11 protein-coding genes are annotated in these 18447 nt (G+C 40.4%); all 11 read right to left on the minus strand.

Annotated features, from left to right (window positions below; genetic code table 11):
* Positions 1-119: 119 nt before the first annotated feature.
* The 11 genes from rpoC to wecA all read right to left on the minus strand — a co-directional run bounded on the left by rpoC (position 120) and on the right by wecA (position 17440).
* Positions 120-4340: a DNA-directed RNA polymerase subunit beta' gene (gene rpoC / locus DS885_RS05360; protein WP_113818373.1), complete on the minus strand. Its 4221-nt coding sequence runs from the start codon at positions 4338-4340 to the stop codon at positions 120-122.
* An 80-nt stretch (positions 4341-4420) separates the two neighbouring features.
* On the minus strand, positions 4421-8458 hold the full coding sequence (rpoB, locus tag DS885_RS05365; RefSeq protein WP_113818374.1) for a DNA-directed RNA polymerase subunit beta: 4038 nt from the start codon (positions 8456-8458) through the stop codon (positions 4421-4423).
* A gap of 241 nt (positions 8459-8699) precedes the next feature.
* Complete coding sequence (rplL, locus tag DS885_RS05370) at positions 8700-9065, minus strand: 50S ribosomal protein L7/L12 (protein ID WP_113818375.1); 366 nt, start codon at positions 9063-9065, stop codon at positions 8700-8702.
* 43 nt (positions 9066-9108) lie between these two features.
* Positions 9109-9612 carry a 50S ribosomal protein L10 gene (gene rplJ / locus DS885_RS05375; RefSeq protein ID WP_113818376.1) on the minus strand — a complete coding sequence of 168 codons (504 nt, stop codon included), beginning with the start codon at positions 9610-9612 and terminating at the stop codon, positions 9109-9111.
* Positions 9613-9879: 267 nt separating this feature from the next.
* Positions 9880-10584, minus strand: coding sequence for a 50S ribosomal protein L1 (gene rplA, locus DS885_RS05380; protein WP_113818377.1), 705 nt, complete (start codon positions 10582-10584; stop codon positions 9880-9882).
* A gap of 4 nt (positions 10585-10588) precedes the next feature.
* Positions 10589-11017 carry a 50S ribosomal protein L11 gene (gene rplK, locus DS885_RS05385; RefSeq protein WP_113818378.1) on the minus strand — a complete coding sequence of 143 codons (429 nt, stop codon included), beginning with the start codon at positions 11015-11017 and terminating at the stop codon, positions 10589-10591.
* Positions 11018-11300: 283 nt separating this feature from the next.
* Positions 11301-11849: a transcription termination/antitermination protein NusG gene (nusG, locus tag DS885_RS05390; RefSeq protein WP_113818379.1), complete on the minus strand. Its 549-nt coding sequence runs from the start codon at positions 11847-11849 to the stop codon at positions 11301-11303.
* 9 nt (positions 11850-11858) lie between these two features.
* On the minus strand, positions 11859-12239 hold the full coding sequence (gene secE / locus DS885_RS05395) for a preprotein translocase subunit SecE (RefSeq protein WP_113818380.1): 381 nt from the start codon (positions 12237-12239) through the stop codon (positions 11859-11861).
* Positions 12240-14046: 1807 nt separating this feature from the next.
* Positions 14047-15216: a nucleotide sugar dehydrogenase gene (locus DS885_RS05400; protein ID WP_113818381.1), complete on the minus strand. Its 1170-nt coding sequence runs from the start codon at positions 15214-15216 to the stop codon at positions 14047-14049.
* 68 nt (positions 15217-15284) lie between these two features.
* Positions 15285-16241, minus strand: a complete 957-nt coding sequence (locus DS885_RS05405) for a DHH family phosphoesterase (RefSeq protein ID WP_113818382.1) — start codon at positions 16239-16241, stop codon at positions 15285-15287.
* Positions 16242-16324: 83 nt separating this feature from the next.
* Entirely contained in the window at positions 16325-17440 is a 1116-nt protein-coding gene (wecA, locus tag DS885_RS05410; RefSeq protein WP_113818383.1) for a UDP-N-acetylglucosamine--undecaprenyl-phosphate N-acetylglucosaminephosphotransferase, read from the minus strand.
* Positions 17441-18447 lie beyond the last annotated feature (1007 nt).

The following is an 18447-nucleotide window of genomic DNA, read 5'->3' on the forward strand; positions in this document are numbered from 1 at the left end:
TAGATCAGTTACTTACTATGATTGGTATTAATTGTTTCCACTTAATCCGCACCTCAAATTACAGGCATAAAAAAAGGTGCCGAAGCACCTTTTTTAAACAATATAGTTATATTGTTGTATTACTCACCAAAATCAACGGCGTTTAGTAAATCTGCTAAGTTTTGCTCAGCAGCTTCAACATCGATGATTGGCTCTTCTACTACAGGCTCAAGCTCTTTCGCTTTCTCTGCAGCACGAGTACGGTGATGTGCAAAACCAGTACCAGCTGGAATCAAGCGACCTACGATTACATTCTCTTTCAAGCCATGTAATTGGTCACATTTACCTGCAACAGCAGCTTCCGTAAGAACACGTGTTGTTTCTTGGAAAGATGCAGCTGAAATAAATGATTCAGTAGCTAGTGATGCTTTAGTAATACCTAGTAACTGGTATTCAAACTTAGCAACGATTTTACCTTCAGCTTCAAGTTTACGGTTTTCAATGATAACGCGTGCAACTTCAGCTTGCTCACCCACTAAGAATGCAGTGTCGCCGGCATCAGTGATGATACATTTACGTAGCATTTGGTTAACGATAACTTCGATGTGCTTATCATTAATTTTTACACCTTGTAAACGGTATACTTCTTGTACTTCGTTAGTGATGTAGTTAGCCACTGGGCTAATACCACGTAGACGAAGAATGTCATGAGGAGACTCAGGACCATCAGAAATAACCTCACCTTTTTCAATCTTCTCACCTTCGAAGATGTTTAGGTGACGCCATTTAGGGATCATCTCTTCGTATACATCACCGTCAGGTTTAGTAATCACTAAACGACGCTTACCTTTGGTTTCTTTACCAAATGATAATGTACCAGATACTTCCGCTAAGATAGCAGCATCTTTAGGCGTACGTGCTTCGAATAAGTCGGCTACGCGAGGTAGACCACCCGTGATATCACGAGTTTTCGAGCTTTCTTGTGGGATACGTGCAACCGCGTCACCAACTCGTACTTTAGCACCATCTTCTAGACTAACGATAGCTTTTGCAGGTAATGCGTATTGCGCAGCAACATCAGTACCAGGAATGAATAAATCATTACCTTTAGCATCAACTAGTTTAGTCATTGGACGCATTTCTTTACCAGCACTTGGACGTTGTGCAGGGTCAATAACAACAATACTAGATAGACCAGTTAGTTCATCTGTTTGTTTGTCAATGGTTACGCCTTCAATGAAGTCTAGGAACTCTATCGTACCTTCCACCTCAGTGATGATTGGATGCGTATGCGGGTCCCAGTTAGCGATGATTTCGCCAGCTGTGATAGCTTCGCCATCTGCTTTTTCAAGTACAGCACCGTAAGGTAGACGATGGTTTTCTTTCGTACGACCTAGTTCATCGATTACTGTTAATTCAGTAGAACGAGATGTGATAACTACTTTGTTATCAGAGTTAGTTACAAACTTAGCGTTATGTAATTTAACTTTACCAGAGTTCTTAACTTGAATACTGTTTTCAGATGCCGCTCGAGATGCAGCACCACCGATGTGGAACGTACGCATCGTTAACTGTGTACCCGGTTCACCGATTGATTGTGCAGCCATAACACCAACAGCTTCACCTTGACCAACCATGTGTCCACGCGCCAAGTCACGGCCGTAACATTGTGCACAAGCACCGAAGTCAGTGTGACAAGTAATAACTGAGCGAACCCATACTTGGTCAACAGAGGCTTCTTCGATTAAGTCACAGTATTTTTCGTCTAGTAATACGTTACGTGCGATTAATACTTCGTTATCTGTACCTGGTTTGATGATGTCACGAGCAACAACACGACCTAGTACACGTTCACGAAGTGGTTCAACAACGTCACCACCTTGAATTAACGGTGTTACTAATAGACCTTCTTCACTACCACAATCTTCTTCTGTGATAACTAAATCTTGAGCAATATCAACAAGACGACGAGTTAGGTAACCCGAGTTTGCTGTTTTAAGTGCGGTATCGGCTAGACCTTTACGTGCACCATGCGTCGAGATAAAGTACTGAAGTACGTTTAGACCTTCACGGAAGTTAGCTACGATAGGTGTTTCGATGATTGAACCATCCGGTTTAGCCATCAGACCACGCATACCCGCTAGCTGACGAATCTGAGCGGCACTACCACGTGCGCCCGAGTCGGCCATCATGTAAACGCTGTTAAACGAATCTTGCTGAACTTCTTCACCTTTCGCTGTTAAGACAGTGTCTTTAGAAAGGTTTTCCATCATCGCTTTAGCCACTTGCTCATTCGCACTTGCCCAGATATCGATAACTTTATTGTAACGCTCACCCGCAGTAACAAGACCGGCTTGGAATTGCTCTTGGATTTCTAGTACTTCCGCTTCAGCTTCGTCAACTAATGTTTTCTTAGCCTCTGGAATAACCATATCGTTAATACCAACAGAGGCACCCGATAGCGTTGCGTACTCAAAACCTGTGTACATTAATTGGTCAGCAAAGATAACCGTATCTTTAATACCTAGTAGACGGTAACAAGCATTCAATACATTAGAGATTGCTTTTTTGCCCATGTTCAAATCAACATGCTCAAACGGTAAACCTTCAGGCATGATTAACGATAAGATGGCACGACCAATCGTTGTTTCAACTAAAGCAGTAGTTGATGTACGCGTTTTGTCTTCAGCAATGTGTACTTGCGTCATACGAACTTTAACAATTGCTTGTAAGTCTACAACACCAGCACGGTACGCTTTTTCAGCTTCTTTTGCATTTTGGAAATACATGCCTTCACCACGTGCATTAATGCGCGTACGAGTCATGTAGTACAAACCTAATACAACGTCTTGAGAAGGTACGATAATCGGCTCACCATTTGCAGGTGATAGGATGTTATTCGTAGACATCATCAAGGTACGAGCTTCAAGCTGCGCTTCAATTGTTAACGGTACGTGTACCGCCATTTGGTCACCATCGAAGTCGGCGTTGTATGCCGCACATACTAATGGATGTAATTGAATCGCTTTACCTTCGATTAATACAGGTTCAAACGCTTGGATACCTAGTCTGTGAAGTGTTGGTGCACGGTTAAGTAGCACTGGATGTTCACGGATAACACCTTCTAAGATGTCCCAAACTTCACCACCTTCACGGTCAACTAGTTTCTTAGCTGCTTTAATAGTAGTAGCAAGACCTAATGCTTCTAACTTACCGTATACGAATGGTTTGAATAGCTCTAATGCCATCTTCTTCGGAAGACCACATTGGTGTAAACGTAGTGATGGACCCACTGTAATTACAGAACGGCCAGAGTAATCTACACGTTTACCTAGTAAGTTTTGACGGAAACGACCTTGCTTACCTTTGATCATATCTGCAAGCGATTTTAGAGGACGTTTGTTAGAGCCAGTGATAGCTCGGCCACGACGACCATTATCTAATAACGCATCAACAGACTCTTGTAACATACGTTTTTCGTTACGTACGATGATATCTGGTGCAGCTAGTTCTAATAGACGTTTCAGACGGTTATTACGGTTAATAACACGACGGTATAAGTCATTTAGATCAGATGTAGCGAAACGCCCGCCATCTAGTGGTACTAGAGGACGTAAATCAGGTGGAAGTACAGGCAGTACTGTTAAGATCATCCACTCTGGTTTGTTTGAAGATTGGTGGAAAGATTCAACCAATTTCAGACGTTTAGTCAGTTTCTTACGACGTGTTTCAGAATTAGTCGATTCTAACTCTTCACGCATACCTTTGATTTCATGCTCAAGGTCAAGATCTTTAAGTAGTGCAAATACGGCTTCAGCGCCCATCATTGCATCAAACTCATCGCCCCATTGCTCTAGGTTATCTAGGTACTCTTCTTCAAGCAGGATTTGGCCACGCTCAAGATCAGTCATACCAGGTTCAACAACCACGAATGATTCAAAGTAAAGGATACGTTCGATATCACGTAACGTCATATCTAGCATTAAGCCGATACGAGACGGAAGTGATTTAAGGAACCAAATGTGTGCAACAGGTGATGCTAATTCGATGTGTCCCATACGGTCACGACGAACTTTAGCTTGAGTAACCTCAACACCACATTTTTCACAAATAACACCACGATGTTTAAGGCGTTTGTATTTACCACATAAACATTCGTAATCTTTGATAGGACCAAAGATACGTGCACAGAATAAACCTTCACGTTCAGGTTTAAATGTACGGTAGTTAATTGTTTCAGGCTTTTTAACTTCACCAAAAGACCACGAACGGATCATTTCAGGTGATGCTAAACCGATTTTAATACCATCGAATTCTTTGGTTTTATTTTGTTGCTTTAAAAACTTGAGTAAGTCTTTCACGCTACTCTCCCATTAGGAGTTAAAACTAGGTGCCTCAACAAACAAGGCACCACATATGTACTTCAGCCGACAGCTATTGCTTAGCCGTTTTCTTCATCTAACTCGATGTTGATGCTTAATGAACGGATCTCTTTCAACAATACGTTGAATGACTCAGGCATGCCTGGTTCCATTCTATGGTCACCGTCAACGATGTTTTTATACATCTTAGTACGACCATTCACATCATCCGATTTAACCGTTAGCATCTCTTGAAGAGTGTAAGCAGCACCGTAAGCTTCAAGTGCCCATACTTCCATCTCACCGAAACGCTGGCCACCGAACTGAGCTTTACCACCAAGTGGTTGCTGAGTAACCAAGCTGTAAGAACCTGTTGAACGTGCATGCATTTTATCATCAACCAAGTGGTTAAGTTTTAACATGTACATGTAACCAACGGTTACTGGACGTTCGAATGGGATACCCGTACGACCATCAGTTAGTTGTAATTGACCAGATTCTGGTAAATCAGCTAAACGTAATAGTTCACGGATTTCACTTTCGTGAGCGCCATCAAATGCAGGTGTTGCTACTGGTAAACCTTTGTATAGGTTTTTAGCAAGACGTAATACTGCGTCATCATCGAAGTCATTTAAGTCTACGTGACAAGGTGCATCGCCAAATGAGTATAGTTTTTGTACGTATTCACGTACTTTACCGATCTCAACTTCACGTTGATCTTTGATCATACGTTGTAGTTTTTCACCAACACCTTTAGCCGCTAAGCCTAAGTGAGTTTCTAAGATCTGACCGATGTTCATTCGTGATGGTACACCCAGTGGGTTAAGTACGATATCAACTGGAACACCAAACTCATCGTGAGGCATATCTTCAACAGGAACGATATTTGAGATAACACCTTTGTTACCGTGACGACCAGCCATTTTATCACCTGGTTGTAGGCGACGACGTACCGCAAGGTAAACCTTAACAATTTTTTGTACACCAGGTGCTAAATCGTCACCTTGTGTAATTTTACGACGTTTAAGATCAAACTCTTTATCGTAGTCTGCTTTAACTTCATCGTATTGTGCATTGATTTGGTCTAAGTGCGTTTGCTTTTCGTTATCAGAAAGAACGATGTCGAACCACTGTGCCTTAGGCATTTGTAGTAGACGCGCTTCTTCTTGTCCAGCAGACACTAGTACTTTCAATGCTTTTTCGTGGATTGCGTTTTCTAAGATCTTGAACTTCTCAGTTAAATCTTTCTTCGCAGCACGTAATTGCATTTCTTCGATTTCTAATGCACGTTTATCTTTCTCAACACCATCACGAGTAAAGACTTGAACGTCGATTACTGTTGCGTATGTAGAGTTAGATACACGTAGAGAGCTATCTTTAACGTCAGACGCTTTCTCACCGAAGATTGCACGTAATAGTTTTTCTTCTGGTGTAAGTTGTGTTTCACCTTTAGGTGTTACTTTACCTACTAAGATATCACCTGGTTTAACTTCAGCACCTACATAAACAATACCAGACTCATCTAGTTTGCTTAGTGCAGATTCACCAACGTTAGGGATATCCGCAGTGATCTCTTCTGTACCCAATTTAGTTTCACGTGCAATACATGAGAACTCTTGGATATGAATCGTAGTGAAACGATCTTCTTGAGATACACGCTCAGAAATAAGGATTGAATCCTCAAAGTTGTAACCGTTCCAAGGCATGAAGGCAATCTTCATGTTTTGGCCAAGTGCTAAATCACCCATATCAGTCGATGGACCATCGGCTAATACGTCACCGCGAACAATTGGCTCGCCAGGTTTACACGTAGGTTTTTGGTTAATACAAGTATTCTGATTCGAACGAGTGTATTTAGTTAAGTTGTAGATATCGATACCCGCTTCACCAGCTAGTAACTCATCATCAGCAACTTTAACAACGATACGAGATGCATCAACGTAATCGATTACACCACCGCGCTTAGCGATGATAGTAACACCAGAGTCGATAGCAAGACGACGTTCGATACCTGTACCTACTAATGGCTTATCAGCACGTAGTGTTGGTACAGCTTGACGTTGCATGTTCGCACCCATTAAGGCACGGTTAGCATCATCGTGTTCTAAGAACGGGATAAGTGACGCAGCAACAGAGATGATCTGTTGTGGTGACACATCCATATAATCGATGTCATTTGGTCCCATAAAGGTAGTTTCACCTTTATGACGACACGGAATCATCTCTTCATCTAGTAAGCCATTTTCATTAACGTTAGCAGATGCCTGTGCGATAACGAAAGTACCCTCTTCGATAGCTGATAAGTATTCAACTTTATCAGAAGGTTTACCATCAACAACTTTACGGTAAGGTGTTTCTAAGAAACCGTAACTGTTAGTACGTGAGAACGTTGCTAACGAGTTGATAAGACCGATGTTTGGTCCCTCTGGCGTTTCGATTGGACATAAACGACCGTAGTGAGTTGCGTGAACGTCACGTACTTCGAAGCCAGCACGTTCACGTGTTAGACCACCAGGACCTAATGCAGAGATACGACGCTTATGTGTTACTTCTGATAACGGGTTATTTTGGTCCATGAACTGAGACAGTTGTGAAGAACCAAAGAACTCTTTAACAGCAGCAGAAATAGGTTTTGCATTGATCAGATCTTGCGGCATAGTTGCATCAAGGTCGCCTAGAGATAGACGCTCTTTAACAGCACGTTCTACACGTACTAAACCAACACGGAATTGGTTTTCAGCCATTTCACCAACACAACGGATACGACGGTTACCAAGATGATCGATATCATCTACTTCACCATTACCGTTACGGATATCAATCAGTGTTTTCATCACACTTAAGATATCTTCGTTAGATAAAATACCAGGACCTTCATCGCCATCGATACCAACACGACGGTTGAACTTCATACGACCTACTTTAGATAAGTCATAACGTTCTTCAGCAAAGAATAAGTTTTGGAATAGACCTTCAGCAGCATCTTTTGTTGGTGGCTCACCAGGACGCATCATACGGTAGATTTCTACTAACGCTTCTAAACGGTTAGTTGAAGAATCAACACGTAATGTGTCAGAGATGAAAGCACCACAATCTAGTTCATTAGTGTAGATAGCTTCGAAAGTTTTGATACCTGATTGTGCAAGCTCAGCTAATAGCTCAAGCGTGAATACATCATTTGCATTAACGATGATTTCGCCAGTTTCGCTGCTGATGTAATCTTTAGCAGATACTTTGCCTTCTAGGTGTTCAAACGGTACTTCGATGTGTTTAACGCCGTCTTTTTCAAGCTGACGAATATGACGAGCAGTAATACGCTTGCCACCTTCAACATAAGTTGTACCATTGCTCACGATGTCAAATGTAAACTGTTCACCACGTAAACGGTCTGCAATAAGAGCCATAGTGATCACACCATCTTTAATTACAAACTCAGTTGTATCAAAGAAGATGTCTAGGATTTGTTCTGTTGTATACTCAAGTGCACGTAACATGATCGTTGCAGGTAATTTACGACGACGGTCAATACGAACAAATAAGTTATCTTTCGGGTCAAATTCAAAATCCAACCAAGAACCACGGTAAGGGATAACACGTGCGTTATATAACACTTTACCCGAACTGTGTGTTTTACCTTTATCATGGTCAAAGAAAACGCCAGGAGAACGGTGTAATTGTGAAACAATAACACGCTCTGTACCATTGATCACAAAGGTACCATTTTCTGTCATGAGTGGCATTTCGCCCATGTAAACTTCTTGTTCACGGATATCTTTAACCGTACCTGCTGGTGCATCGCGGTCATAAATAACAAGACGTAATTTTACACGTAAAGAAGCAGAGTATGTTACTCCGCGGATTTGACATTCTTTTACATCAAATACGGGATCGCCTAAACGGTAACTAACATATTGTAGTTCCGACGTACCTGAGTAACTAGCGATAGGGAAGATGCTGTTAAAAGCAGCTTCTAGGCCCACTTCTCCAGTTAGATCGACTTCAATGAATCGTTTGAATGAATCTAGTTGAATTTCCAACAAGTATGGTTTTTCCATAACTTGTGGACGTTTCCCAAAATCCTTACGAATACGTTTTTTCTCAGTATAAGAGTAACCCATGTGGTTCCTTTGCTCGCTGATAAAATTGGTCATAGTTGTCTGGCTTGGTTTGGATCTTTAATATTAGACAACGGCGGCACATTATTTTGGTGTTAATGATGCGTTCTATAACATCACCTTAAGCGTCCGATGACCGTAAAAAATAATGATAAATCACGGTATCCTATAGCGCAAAAAGGCCGGTGATTAAATAATCACCAGCCAATGCCATTTTCATGGCTAATAAGTTAGGTAGTCTAACTTATTTAAGTTCAGCAGTAGCACCGATTTCTTCTAGCTCTTTCTTGAATGCTTCAGCTTCTTCTTTAGCGATGCCTTCTTTCAATACAGCTGGGCAAGATTCAACAGCTTCTTTAGCTTCTTTCAGGCCTAGACCTGTGATGCCACGTACAGCTTTGATTGCTTTAACTTTGTTCTCACCGAATGCAGTAAGTACTAGGTTGAATTCAGTTTGCTCAGCAGCAGCTTCGCCAGCAGCAGCAGGACCTGCAGCAACAGCAGCAGCAGATACACCGAATTTTTCTTCCATTGCTTCGATTAGTTCAACAACTTCCATTACAGATAGTTCTGCAACAGCATCAATGATTTGGTCTTTAGTAATAGACATGAGTCAATTCCTATATATAGATTATAAAATGGTATTACAGCTATTACGCTGCAGATTCTTCTTTCTGGTCGCGTAATGCAGCCAGAGTACGTACAAGTTTGCCAGCTGCAGCTTCTTTCATAGTAGCCATCAGTTTCGCAATTGCTTCGTCGTATGTTGGTAATGTCGCTAGACGGTCGATTTGAGCGGCTTCAATGAATTCACCCTCAAATGCTAATCCTTTAACTTCAAACTTTTCGTTTGCTTTAGCGAAGTCTTTTAAAAGACGTGCTGCTGCACCCGGATGTTCGTTTGAAAATGCAAGGATAGTAGGACCGGTAAACGTATCTGCCAGACATGCAAAGTCAGTACCTTCAACTGCACGACGTGCTAGTGTGTTACGAATAACTCGTAAAAATACACCGTTTGCACGTGCTGCTGCACGAAGTTCAGTCATTGCACCTACTGTTACACCGCGTGAATCGGCAGTTACAGCAGACAGAGCGCCTTTAGCAGCTTCGTTGACTTCAGCAACAATAGCTTGTTTGTCTTCGAGTCTTAATGCCATTTGGTTTTACTCCTGGATTCCACTAGGTTTTACCCTAGATAAACACCCCCACCTGATGGTGAGGCACTATTTTGGTTTCGGATCCAGTAGAATAATCTTTCTGGGGTCCGGTACCATCTACGCAGGAAATTAAGTGAATTCAAAGAATTAACACCTGCGGTCTAAGAAGGGACCTAAGGCCCTCCAAAGTAAGGTCGCATATTATACAAGCAATACGCGGCCTTGTATAGTCACTAAATGATTAATCACCTAGTGACTATAAAAAAATTACGCTACTACAGTTACTAGAGTTGCTTGGTCAACTTTAACGCCAGCACCCATAGTTGTAGATAGAGAAACTTTCTTGATGAATTGACCTTTAGCGCCTGATGGTTTTGCTTTTTTAAGAGCAATAATCAATGCTTCTAGGTTTTCTTTAATTTGTTCACCAGTAAATGTCGCTTTACCGATTGTAGAATGGATAATACCATTCTTGTCGTTACGGTAACGAACCTGACCAGCTTTAGCATTTTTAACTGCTTCTGCAACGTTAGGTGTAACTGTACCAACTTTCGGGTTAGGCATTAGGCCACGTGGACCTAAGATTTGACCTAATTGACCAACAACACGCATAGCGTCTGGTGATGCAATTACTACGTCAAAATCCATTTCGCCAGCTTTAACTTGAGCAGCAAGATCGTCCATACCAACGATATCCGCACCAGCAGCTTTAGCAGCTTCTGCGTTAGCGCCTTGTGTGAATACAGCAACACGAACTTCACGTCCAGTACCGTGTGGTAATACAGTTGCGCCACGTACGTTTTGATCACTACGACGAGGATCAACACCTAGGTTAACTGCAACATCAATGCTTTCGCTGAATTTAGCTGTAGCGAACTTTTGTAAAAGTGCTACTGCTTCATTGATTTCGTATTCTTTAGTTCCGTCAACTTCTGCACGGATAGCTGTCATGCGTTTAGATAATTTAGCCATTGTATTAACCCTCTACTTCCAGACCCATAGAACGAGCAGAACCCGCAATACAACGTACCATCGCTTCAAGATCGGCACCCGTTAAATCAACTTCTTTCGCTTTAGCGATTTCTTCAAGTTGAGCAACTGTTACTTTACCTACTTTATCTTTGTTAGGTACAGCAGAACCAGATTTGATGCCAGCAGCTTTCTTAAGTAAGTAAGATGCAGGTGGAGTCTTAGTTTCGAACGTAAAAGAACGGTCAGCATATACTGTAATTACTACAGGAACTGGAGCGCCTTTTTCTTGAGCTTCTGTTTTTGCATTGAATGCTTTACAGAATTCCATGATGTTAACACCGTGTTGACCTAGAGCTGGACCAACTGGTGGTGACGGGTTTGCCATACCAGCTGAAACTTGCAGCTTGATATATGCGGTTACTTTCTTAGCCATGATATATTACCTTTATTTGGGTATAACGCTGAAATAATCAGCTTCCCGTAAAAACGTAAGTGACTGCCTTATTGCAGCCAACTCGAACCCTGATCTTTCTGCTATTTTAAAATGCATTAAAACAGCAAATAAATTGGGCGGCGAATTATAACGTCATCAACACCTTTTCCACAAGATCTTTTGGCGTTTTTTTAAGCGTTTTATTTAATTAAACTTCAGAAAACAAAAAAGCCAATAAGAATGACCTCATTGGCTTTTCAAAATCGCATTTAAAAATGCTTAATTAGTTCTTTTCAACTTGAGAGAACTCAAGTTCAACTGGCGTTGCACGACCAAAGATAGAAACCGATACTTTCAAGCGGCTCTTATCGTAGTCAACTTCTTCAACAGTACCAGAGAAGTCAGCAAATGGACCGTCAGTAACACGAACCACTTCACCCGCTTCAAACAACGTACGCGGACGAGGCGTATCGTGAGACTCTTGTAAACGGTTTAAAATGTTATCAACTTCTTTCTTAGAGATAGGCGCAGGACGTTCTGCAGTACCACCAATAAAGCCCATAACACGGTCGATGCTTTTCACTAAGTGCCAGCTATCGTCATTCATAGCCATTTCAACTAAAACGTAACCAGGGAAGAACTTACGTTCACTCTTACGTTTTTGACCAGCACGCATTTCAACTACTTCTTCAGTAGGGACCAAGATTTGTCCGAAGTGCTCTTCCATCTCATTAAGACGAATATGCTCTAATAATGTTTTTTGCACACGGCCTTCGTAACCAGAAAAGGCTTGTACTACATACCATCTCTTTTTTTGAACTTCTTCAGTCATAATAAACCCTTAAATTGAGGTAGTGATAAACGAAACGACACGAACAAAAATGCCATCAAGACCCCATAGTATCAAACCAACAATGGTTGATACTGCTAAGATGATTAATGTAGTTTGTACGGTTTCTTGACGCGTAGGCCAAACAACTTTACGTACTTCAAGGCGTGCATCCTTAGCAAAGCCAAGGAACGTTTTGCCTTTTTCAGTAAATGCAGCAGAAAGAACCGCTAAAGCAGCTAGTACTAATAGTACAGCTACACGTAATACAACATGTGTTTCTTCACCGTATAAATAATTACCAACAATCACTGCCGCTAATAATAAAACGGTAATAGTCCATTTCAACCCATCAAGTGAGCTTTTGCTGTTTTCAGAATTTACTGTACTCATAACGCTTTGTATCCACTGTTAAAATTAATAATACCAATCTCAGCGCAATTGCTAAGAGGTAAAACAACGACTTATTATTTAGCCATTGTTTAATAGATGAAAGACCGCTTTTTATATTAAGCTAAGTCGCCACCTAAAAATAAAGCACGTAAGTATAAGGATTTTTCTCTCTTTTGTAACCAGAAAAGATACAAAAAGTTCAATTCTTATTGATAAGTCCGATCACACAGGACCATACATCCAACTTTTGCACAACAAAAACAGCCTAATTGAAAGCGGAAACAGCAAAAAACATATCGTAAATTACGCAGATAACCGCAAAAAAAGGCGCGGCAGTTATCAAGTGAAGCTTGATTTCTGGGCGCTTGGCGAATCAACCGTCAGGTTGGTCTCATGAGCGGGTAAGCTCTGCGCACCCTTTTTTTAGCCTGCCAGTCATCGCATACAACCATTAGCCACAATGAGCAAAGCGAACCAACACTCAATTCATAATATAAAACACTAAATTAAAAAAAATTCAAAAGAAGCAGGCTAAAGCATGCGCCCCTTAAAAGATGTTTCGTAACTTTTACAGATAACGTAAGAAATGAAGCTACACTTATTTCCTGAATTAAGAAGCAAACACAAATAAGAAGCGACAGCTATCAGACGAAGTCTGATTTTGGGGCGCAGGTCTTTAGCCTGCCAGTATGCGAGTCATCGCATACGACTATCAGCCACAATGAGCAAAGCGAACCAACACTTAATTCATAATATAAAACACTAAATTAAAAAAAATCAAAAGAAGCAAGCTAAAGCATGCGCCCCAAGGTCAAAACCAACACACAAAAACAAGCAGACTAAAAAAGGAATCGCAGAGCTCTTCCGCTCATTGCTCTAGTCTGCCGGCTAATTCGCTCAGCGCCCCTAAGGATGTGTCGTTACTTCTATTAATAATGATAAAATTCAAAAGATGTACCGTAACCTTCATTGATATCGATAAAGCTAAAAAATGTTTCGTATGATCCACAAACAAACACAAAAAAGAGCAATAGCTATCAAGCAAAGCTTGATATTAGGGGCGCAGGTCTTCAGCCTGCCAGTATGCGAGTCATCGCATACAACGAATAGCCTCAATGAGTAAAGCGAAACAACATGCGATTCACAACATAAAACATTAAAGTCAAAAGAAGCAGGCTAAAGCATGCGCCCCTTAAAAGATGTTTCGTAACTTTTAAAGATAACGTAAGAAATGAAGCTACACTTATTTCCTGAATTAAGAAGCAAACACAAATAAGAAGCGATAGCTATCAGACAAAGTCTGATTTTGGGGCGCAGGTCTTTAGCCTGCCAGTATGCGAGTCATCGCATACAACGAATAGCCACAATGAGTAAAGCGAAACAACATGCGATTCACAACATAAAACATTAAAGTCAAAAGAAGCAGGCTAAAGCATGCGCCCCAAAGTCAAAATCAACACACAAAAACACTGCAAGCTAAAAAAAGGAATCGCAGAGCTCTTCCGCTCATAACACTAGGCTGTCGCCTAATTCGCCAAGCGCCCCAAGGTCAAAACCAACACACAAAAACAAGCAGGCTAAAAAAAGGAATCGCAGAGCTCTTCCGCTCATAACACTAGGCTGCCGCCTAATTCACCCAGCGCCCCTTAAAAGATGTTTCGTAACTTTAATAGGGGTTACGTAAACATTCATAACTTTACACAAACAACAAAACTAAAAAGATAATCCCGACTTTTCCTCCACCAACAAAAAAGCCGTTGTTTATTCAACAACGGCTTTTGAGTGTTTACTTGTGTTCTATTTGTGATTAATCACTACCAAATAGGTCACGCGTGTAAACTTTATCAGCTACGTCTTTGATCTCTTCTACCATACGGTTCGATACAATCACGTCAGACATCGCTTTAAACTCTTCCAATGACTTAACCACTTTTGAGTTAAAGAAGTCATCACCTTCGAATACAGGTTCATAAATAACAACTTCGATACCTTTAGCTTTAATACGCTTCATGATCCCTTGGATACTTGAAGCCCTAAAGTTATCTGAGCCCGCTTTCATGATCAAACGGTAAATACCTACCACTTTAGGCTGTTTAGCTATGATAGAGTCCGCTACGAAGTCTTTACGTGTTGAGTTCGCATCAACAATCGCACCGATAATATTGTTTGGTACATCTGCATAATTAGCACGTAATTGCTTGGTATCTTTAGGTAAACAGTAACCGCCGTAACCAAAAGATGGATTATTGTAATGACTACCAATACGAGGGTCTAAACTAACACCTTCAATAATTTGACGACTATTTAAACCATGTGCTTCTGCATAACTATCTAACTCATTAAAGTAAGCAACACGCAGCGCTAAATAAGTATTAGAAAATAGTTTAACCGCTTCAGCTTCAGTTGAATCAGTGAAAAGTACTTCAATATTTTCTTTAATCGCCCCTTCCACTAACAAACTAGCAAAGGTTTCAGCACGCTCAGACTGCTCACCCACAACAATACGTGATGGATGTAAGTTATCGTATAACGCACGCCCTTCTCTTAAAAACTCAGGAGAGAAAATTAAATTATCACAACCTAACTCTTCTTTAATGCTCTTTGTATACCCCACTGGCACAGTTGATTTAATCACCATCACTGCATCTGGATTAATCGCCATCACTTCTTTAATCACCGCTTCTACTGATGAAGTGTTAAAGTAATTAGTAGTTGGATCGTAATCAGTAGGTGTTGCAATAACAACAAATTCAGCATCTTTGTAAGCTAACTCTTTATCCAAAGTAGCAGTAAAGTTTAATGCTTTATTGGCTAAAAAATCTTCAATCTCAACATCTACAATCGGTGATTTCTTTTGATTCAGCAGCGCGACTTTCTCTGCAATAACATCAACTGCAATAACCTGATTATGTTGTGCGAGTAAGACTGAGTTAGACAATCCTACATATCCCGTCCCTGCGACTGCTATTTTTCTCATATTAGATTTCTCGACTTTGATAATTAGTAAATAATATAAATACTTAATTTATAGATAAAACGATGCAATTACCCGTAATAACTTTCAACAGTACCAATAAACTTCTCTAAAGTAGTAACTGGTAAGTGATTTACCCCTGCCGCCGCGGCTCGCCCACCACCCGTTTCGAATTGACTACAAATATCACCTGCACCTTGCTTGTTCTCTAAAGGCGCACGTAATGACACTAAATAACCACCCAGTGCATTCTTAGTTAATACAGCAAACGCACTTTTGGGTCCTTTATTCGCTAATAAATTGCCATAAACACCACTAATACGACGAGACCATTTTTGATCAGGTAATTCAAACACGCTCAAAGTATCGCTGCTATGCATAGCAGGAATCGCTAACGCTTTTTCTAAGTCATCCTGATAAGCCGCTTGTAATGCATAATATGGAGAAGATTTATCGGCAAACACATCAAACGGACTTGGGTATTTTAATAGCGCTTGGAATAACTCGGCAGGGTCAAAGTGTAAGTCAGATAAATCAGCACCATAACCATTATAGTTAATCAAGGTACCTAACTCTTTTAACTGCTCAGCTTGCTCTTTAGTGTACCCAGCTGCCTCACACAATTGGTCAGCTTTAGCAATTAAATTATCACCGTAAGCCGCACAAATAGCCCAGTCATGGTATTGGCCATTTAAATGCTGATCGATAATTAACGCCGTACACATATTGGCATCTAAATCAATCAACGCAGTTAGGTTATCATGTTGAGGAATATCACCAGCACGGTGATGATCGGCATAAAACACCGTTAAACCTTTATCAAGAATATCAATTAAAGGCTGCGTGTTTTTCTCCATAGAAATATCTAACACAGTAAAACTATCTTCCTCTGCTGGAGAGATAGTTTTTAATAATTGAATATTACGTTTAACACCAGTTACTAATTGAGAATCTAATGGTGTAGCTAAACGCAGTTGGATTAACGAGATAATACCATCGGCATCACCGTTAAAAATATCATAATGCATAACAAAACCTTTTCAATGGAACAGGTAACCTCAAGTAATCACATTAAGTTCATCCCATTATTAATAAAATAACCAGACAACTATTAATTAACGCGATTAACCTTATTACCAAATAAACTATGGATTAAACCGCTCACTTTGTAGCTATGGGAATAGCAATGAAAATAAGCAGTAAATAAAATAATTAACGATAGCGACATCACCACATCCGGCACCTTCGCTATTTCAGCCATCACACCGATACTCACAGTAATCAGTGCAAGTACAGAGATAAAAATCAGCACTTGTTTATCCGATAAGCCCAAATCTTGTAATTTATGATGTAAATGACCACGGTCCGCTTGAAATGGCGACTGTTTCGCATTTACACGCCTAATAATATTAGCAATCATATCCATCACAGGTACCGCCATCAACCATAATGCAATCACAGGTCGAAAGGCAATATCACCAACAGGAGAAGAGCCAGCATCATCAATGTGCATCGATTGTTGACTGCCCGCCACTAATAAACAAATCATAGTGAAACCAATGAAAAAGCTACCAGAATCCCCCATAAATACTTTATAGCGATTATCAGGTAACAGCGATAAATTGCACATCAAAAAAGGTAATAAGGCAGCAATAAAACAGACACAGGTTGAAGATAAATGATATTGACCGTTCACACCAAAAAGCACTGCCATCGCTGCAAAACTAATTATACTGAGGCAACCTAATAGCCCGTCTACACCATCCACCATGTTAAAGGCAGTGATCACACCTATTACCACAATCATGGTAAACACTAAGGTGAAACTATTTAAGTTAACGTCGCCAAAGGCAAATAAATTACCCAGAGTGAAGATTTGAAAATCGGCAAAATAATACAAAAAGGCAGTAATCGACATCATAGATAACAGCCGCAATGAGACCTTTAAATTAATTTTGTCGTCAATCACCCCTAGCAACATTAAAAATCCCGCACAAAATACAAAAGCAAAAATCTCAGGCGTGAAGTTTTGGTTCATAAACAAAGCAAATACTAAAGCAATGTAAATAGCAGGTCCGCCAATAACAGGAATATTACCAGTGTGTAATTTACGGTGGTCAGCTTTATCAACAAGTCCGAATTGGATAGCTCTAGGGTGGAAAAAATAGAATAGAAAGGCAGAAACAGCAAAAGACATTAGCGATGTTATTATCATTGAACTTAACATTACCCATCCTTTATTGTTTGTTCACTTATTGTTCATCATAGGAGGTTATATTAAAACGATCTGAAAATAGGCTAAGTCACTATTTTTGAAATGATTTTAATATAACGAATAGATTAACGTTGAATCTAGATTGTAATTGAATTTGACTTTTAATCAAATAATCAATGGCAAATAAAAGACTATACCCCGCTCATAAAGTTCAATTTAAACAATAATATCTTGTAGTTAGAGAGTTGTACCATTGATAACTGCTTTAATCATCGTCGCTAACAGACGTATACGCTGACTTTAGTCTGCAGTGTTTTTGTGTGTTGATTTTGACTTTGGGGCGCTGGGCGAATTAGGCGACAGCCTAGTGTTATGAGCGGAAGAGCTCTGCGATTCCTTTTTTTTAGCTTGCAGTGTTTTTATGTGTTGGTTTTGACCTTGGGGCGCATGCTTCAGCTTGCAGTGTTTTTCTGTGTTGATTTTGACTTTGGGGCGCATGTTTCAGCCTGCTTCTTTTGAATTTTGTTTTTAATTTAGTGTTTTATATTATGAATTAAGTGTGAGTTCGCTCCGCTCAAGGTCGCTAATAGTCATATGCGATTACTCGCATACTGGCAGGCTAAAGCATGCGCCCCGGGTATTACACTTCGTCTAATTGCTATCGCACTATAATGCATAAGCAATACTTTTAATTTTGATGTGATGAAATTAACGAACAACTTCATAAGATGCGAAGCATGTTTTGACTTTGGGGCGCTTGGCGAATTAGGCGACAGCCTAGTGTTATAAGCGGAAGAGCTCTGCGATTCCTTTTTTTAGCTTGCAGTATTTTTGTGTGTTGGTTTTGACCTTGGGGCACATGCTTTAGCTTGTAGTGTTTTTGTGTGTTTGTTTTGACCTTGGGGCGCTGGCTTCAGCCTGCTTGTTTTGGGTTTTGTGTGTTGACTGTGTTGTTTTAGTTGTTGACGGTTCGCTTTGTTCATTGAGGCTAATAGTCGTATGCGATGGCTCGCATACTG

It is taken from the genome of Psychromonas sp. B3M02, from assembly GCF_003318165.1.
GTDB lineage: Bacteria > Pseudomonadota > Gammaproteobacteria > Enterobacterales > Psychromonadaceae > Psychromonas.